At 64.3% G+C, this 3,608-nt stretch carries 3 protein-coding genes and 1 tRNA gene; 2 read left to right on the plus strand and 2 right to left on the minus strand.

The genetic code is table 11. The features are described from left to right. On the plus strand, positions 1-614 hold a 614-nt coding region (locus tag EOA60_RS23710), incomplete at its 5' end, for a phosphoenolpyruvate carboxylase (protein ID WP_128311988.1). 145 nt (positions 615-759) lie between these two features. Here EOA60_RS23710 and EOA60_RS23715 read toward each other — a convergent pair. After that, positions 760-844: transfer RNA gene (locus tag EOA60_RS23715), tRNA-Leu, on the minus strand. A 240-nt stretch (positions 845-1,084) separates the two neighbouring features. On the opposite strand from EOA60_RS23715, the gene lipB reads away from it, so the two are divergent. Then, complete coding sequence (lipB, locus tag EOA60_RS23720) at positions 1,085-1,828, plus strand: lipoyl(octanoyl) transferase LipB (RefSeq protein ID WP_095780840.1); 744 nt, start codon at positions 1,085-1,087, stop codon at positions 1,826-1,828. A 10-nt stretch (positions 1,829-1,838) separates the two neighbouring features. Here the strand turns inward: lipB and EOA60_RS23725 are convergent, their stop codons facing one another. Further along, positions 1,839-3,089, minus strand: a complete 1,251-nt coding sequence (locus tag EOA60_RS23725; RefSeq protein ID WP_095826194.1) for an SRPBCC family protein — start codon at positions 3,087-3,089, stop codon at positions 1,839-1,841. Between the last annotated feature and the right edge of the window lie 519 nt (positions 3,090-3,608).

Raw genomic sequence — 3,608 nt, forward strand, 5'->3', positions numbered from 1 at the left:
ATTTCGACCAGGCGAGCCCCGTTGCGGAACTGGCGCTGCTGAAGATGGGCTCACGGCCGGATCGCCGTTTCGGCGCCAGCGGCATTGCCGACCTGCGCGCCATTCCATGGGTGTTCGCCTGGAGCCAGAACCGTCATCTGTTGACCGGCTGGTATGGCATCGGCAGCGCGCTGAACGCCTTTGTCACGGTGCGCGGCGAGGCCGGGCGCGAGCTTCTGGCCCGCATGTTCGAGCGCTCGCGCTTCTTCCGTCTGATCGTCGACGAGGCCGAGAAGACGCTCTACCAGTCCGACATGGAGATCGCGCAGCTCTACGCCGGCCTGGTAGCCGACGCCGATGCAGCTTGGCGAATCTACGGCCGCATCGGAGCCGAATACGAGCTGACGCGACGCCTGATCGGTGACCTCACCGGCGGCGATCTTTCCGCGCGCTTTCCGATGTTCAAGCGGCGTTTCGACAATCTGGGGCGACAGATGGACGACATCCACCGCCTGCAGGTCGATCTGCTGCGCGAGGTTCGGACCAGTCCCGGCACGGCGGATCGAAGGCGGACGACCGACGCCCTGCTCGTCTCGATCAATTGCATCTCGGCCGGCCTCGGCTGGACGGGATAGGCCCGGTTTTTTTCAGAACGGAAGGGCTTGAAACCCAAAGCGGCGGCGCGGTCCGCAGGATCTGGCGCCGCTTTTGTTTTGGCCCGCAGAACGTCGGACGCGCCGCCTCACGGGCTCATCCAAGCAGTGCCTTTTTGGGGGAGAATGGTGCGGTCGAGAAGACTCGAACTTCCACGGGTTGCCCCACAGCGACCTCAACGCTGCGCGTCTACCAATTCCGCCACGACCGCACGTGGTAGGAGCCGGAACCGTCCGGCCCGGGGCCTGTAGCAAATCGTTTCCGGCGAAACAAGGGTGCCGTGCGGAATATTCGCTAATGCATGTCGCCCAAAAGTGCGTGGCGGTTTTTGGGAGAACGACATGCTCAGACAAAGCTCCTGGCGCAATGCTCCACAGCCTGGACACGGGCCGGGCGAAACTGGACGTTTCAGCCAATTGCCGCCATATGAGGGGAGCATCGAGAAAGTTCCATGACAGAACGCAGCCAGATCGCCACGTCGTTCCTGCCCCTTCCCGGTTCGGCGCCGGTCGAGTGGGTGATCGAGCCCGGCCTGACGTCTTATCCCGACGCGCTCGCCTTCATGGAATCGCGCGCCGAGGCCATCCGCAATGGCGCTGCCGGCGAGATGGTCTGGCTGGTCGAGCATCCGCCGCTCTACACCGCCGGCACCAGCGCCCGTATCGAGGACCTCATCGACCCTGACCGCTTTCCGGTCTTTGCCGCGGGACGCGGCGGCGAATACACCTATCACGGCCCCGGCCAGCGCGTCGCCTATGTCATGCTCGACTTGAAGCGCCGGCGCGAGGATGTTCGCGCCTTCGTTGCCGCGCTGGAAGAGTGGATCATCGGCACGCTTGCAGCCTTCAACGTGCGCGGCGAGCGCCGCGAGGATCGCGTCGGCGTCTGGGTGGTGCGGCCGGATCGGCCTGCCCTGCCTGACGGCACGCCCGCCGAGGACAAGATCGCCGCAATCGGCATCAGGCTCAGGCGCTGGGTGAGCTTTCACGGCATTGCCATCAATGTCGAGCCGGAGCTTTCCCACTTCGGCGGCATCGTGCCCTGCGGCGTTTCGGACCATGGCGTGACCAGCCTCGTCGATCTCGGCCTTCCGGTCACCATGGCCGATCTCGATCTCGCGCTGAAATCCGCCTTCGAGGACGTGTTCGGGCCTGCCGCGGCCCCGGTCGCCGAGCCGGCCCGAAAGGCAGGGTAATCCGGCGCGGCTACATCAGTTGCGCGGAGGCCCAGAGCACGCCATAGCCGTGAATGGAAAAGACCGCCAGCAGCGCGCCGGCCATGGCCAGGCGATCGAAGGCGTGGATCGACTTCAGCTCGTGACGCGGTTTCACGCCGCTGCCGACCGTGAGCAGGCTGAGGACCGAGAACACCGCGCCGGCGACGAGCAGGAAGCTGGGCGAGAAGCCGGCGCGCCAGCCGAGCGCCAGCAAGGCGAACAGCAGCAGGAAGGAGGCAAGCGCCAGCGCGATCGGACCCGGGCAGATTTGGCGCAGCACCTGGCCGCCGTCGAACTTCCACACCGGCACCAGATTAGCGATGTTGAACAGCGACGTGCAGCCGGCAAGCGTCGCCAGCAGCACTGCCGCCGGGCGGTGTCCTTCGCTGCCGACAAGGACGCTGGCGGCGATCAGCAGAGGCACAAGGAAAGCGGAGAAGCCCGCCCCCATCAGCGCCACGAACGCGACCTCGAAGCGGCTGTCATACGGCCTGCCGCCCATGGCGATACCGCCGAGCAACGGAATGAAGATCATGCGCACCCGGCGATGTCCCGTCAGGCGGAATGCCGCCATGTGGCCAAGCTCGTGCAGCGCCACCACCGAAGTTAGGATGACAGCCAGCGCCAGTCCCCCGAGGTTGAGGCCGAAGAACGGCCACAGGATGAAGGCCGAAAGCACGGCAAAGCCTATCTGGCTCACCGGATGCTCGAACCAGCCGCCCCTGCGATACGTTCCGGTTCTCGCCCAGACCTGCAACTTGGCGAGCTCGCGGCGCATGGCGAAGTAGCGGAAGATCAGGAAGGCGACGCCGCGAGAGCGGTCGGTTTGCGTGAACGTAACGCGCGTCGCATCGCCTTCCGGGACAAGCTCGGTGGTTTCGCGATAGTCGGCCCAGAACGAGGGATCGAGAGCCGTGTCCTCAACGACGCGCATCGAGAAACGGCTGCCTTCCACCACATCGTCGAGCCGCGCCTTGCGTTCGATCGGCCGCCCGTCGCGCCCTTCCCAGGACAGTTTGATCAGCGCCGTCCCCTCGCCGTCCAGCGGTTCGACGGAAAGGATTTCACCCGACCAGCCGGCGTCGCTGCCGAACGGCCACAGCGCCTGCCACAGGCGATTCCGGTCAGCCTCGATCACGCGGCTGACCGTAACCGTGCGCAGCCCGAGCGGCACCGTCATCAAGAGAAAGATCAGTCCGAGATTTCCGGCCACGAGTGTGACCGTGGCGATGACCGACACTGCCCTTTGCTCCCTGTCTTTGCGGGGCAAGCTAGCGGGGGTGCGGCCAAGAAAAGCTTAACAACGGGCGAGCTCCTGCCCGTCCCAAACAGAGAGCGGACCCTTCGTCCGTCCAAGGCGGCGGCGCGAAGCCGCCTGCTCACATGGCGCCAATCCAGATCGCCATGGAAATGAGAAAGGTGCTCATGCAGACCAGCGAGACGACATCCTGAACCAGATCGGCCATAACTCTCTCCTGTTGTTAATATGTTCGCAATTTGTTCTAATGTTGTTCGAATGTCAACGATCGAAGAACGGCATGCCGAGTGAATTCAGGCGATCCGTTTGGGCACGGTTAAGGAAAGATTGACGAGACGATAGGCTCTTTTGAGCGCGCGGAGGGCAAGTCGAGATCAGGCCGAGCCGAGGATGGCGGCTTTTGAGAACCGGAACGGCGGGTATTTGTTCGTAGGTGAGTACGGAAGCGCAGAAGCTGCGGTCGATAGGCCGGCCTCAGCCTACTATCGGCTTGCCTTAAAG

The organism is Mesorhizobium sp. M1A.F.Ca.IN.020.06.1.1 (genome assembly GCF_004023265.1).
Lineage (GTDB): Bacteria > Pseudomonadota > Alphaproteobacteria > Rhizobiales > Rhizobiaceae > Mesorhizobium.